This window comes from Novosphingobium sp. B-7, from assembly GCF_000410615.1.
Taxonomy (GTDB): Bacteria; Pseudomonadota; Alphaproteobacteria; order Sphingomonadales; family Sphingomonadaceae; genus Novosphingobium; species Novosphingobium capsulatum.
Genome location: NZ_KE148329.1, coordinates 1 through 208 on the forward strand (window position 1 = coordinate 1; position 208 = coordinate 208).

The following is a 208-nucleotide window of genomic DNA, read 5'->3' on the forward strand; positions in this document are numbered from 1 at the left end:
CCGGCCACGCCGCCAAAGCCGCCGATCCGCGTGGGCAGGGGCTGCGCCAGCGGGGCGTGGGTGCGCCCGGCATAGCTCAACCGGGCGGCAATGCCTTGCGCGGCAAGCAGGCGGGCCAGCGCGCTGGCCTCGCTCGTTCCGCCCAGCAGCAGGACATTGGCCATGGCTGATACCCCTTTGCGCGCATGGTTGACGATCATCGGCCTTG

Annotated in this window: 1 protein-coding gene; it reads right to left on the reverse strand. The window is 71.6% G+C overall.

The window, feature by feature from the left end; translation table 11 throughout:
• Window positions 1-164, reverse strand: a 164-nt coding sequence (locus tag H926_RS26900) for a precorrin-6A/cobalt-precorrin-6A reductase (protein WP_192816548.1), incomplete at its 3' end; no start/stop codon positions are given.
• Window positions 165-208 lie beyond the last annotated feature (44 nt).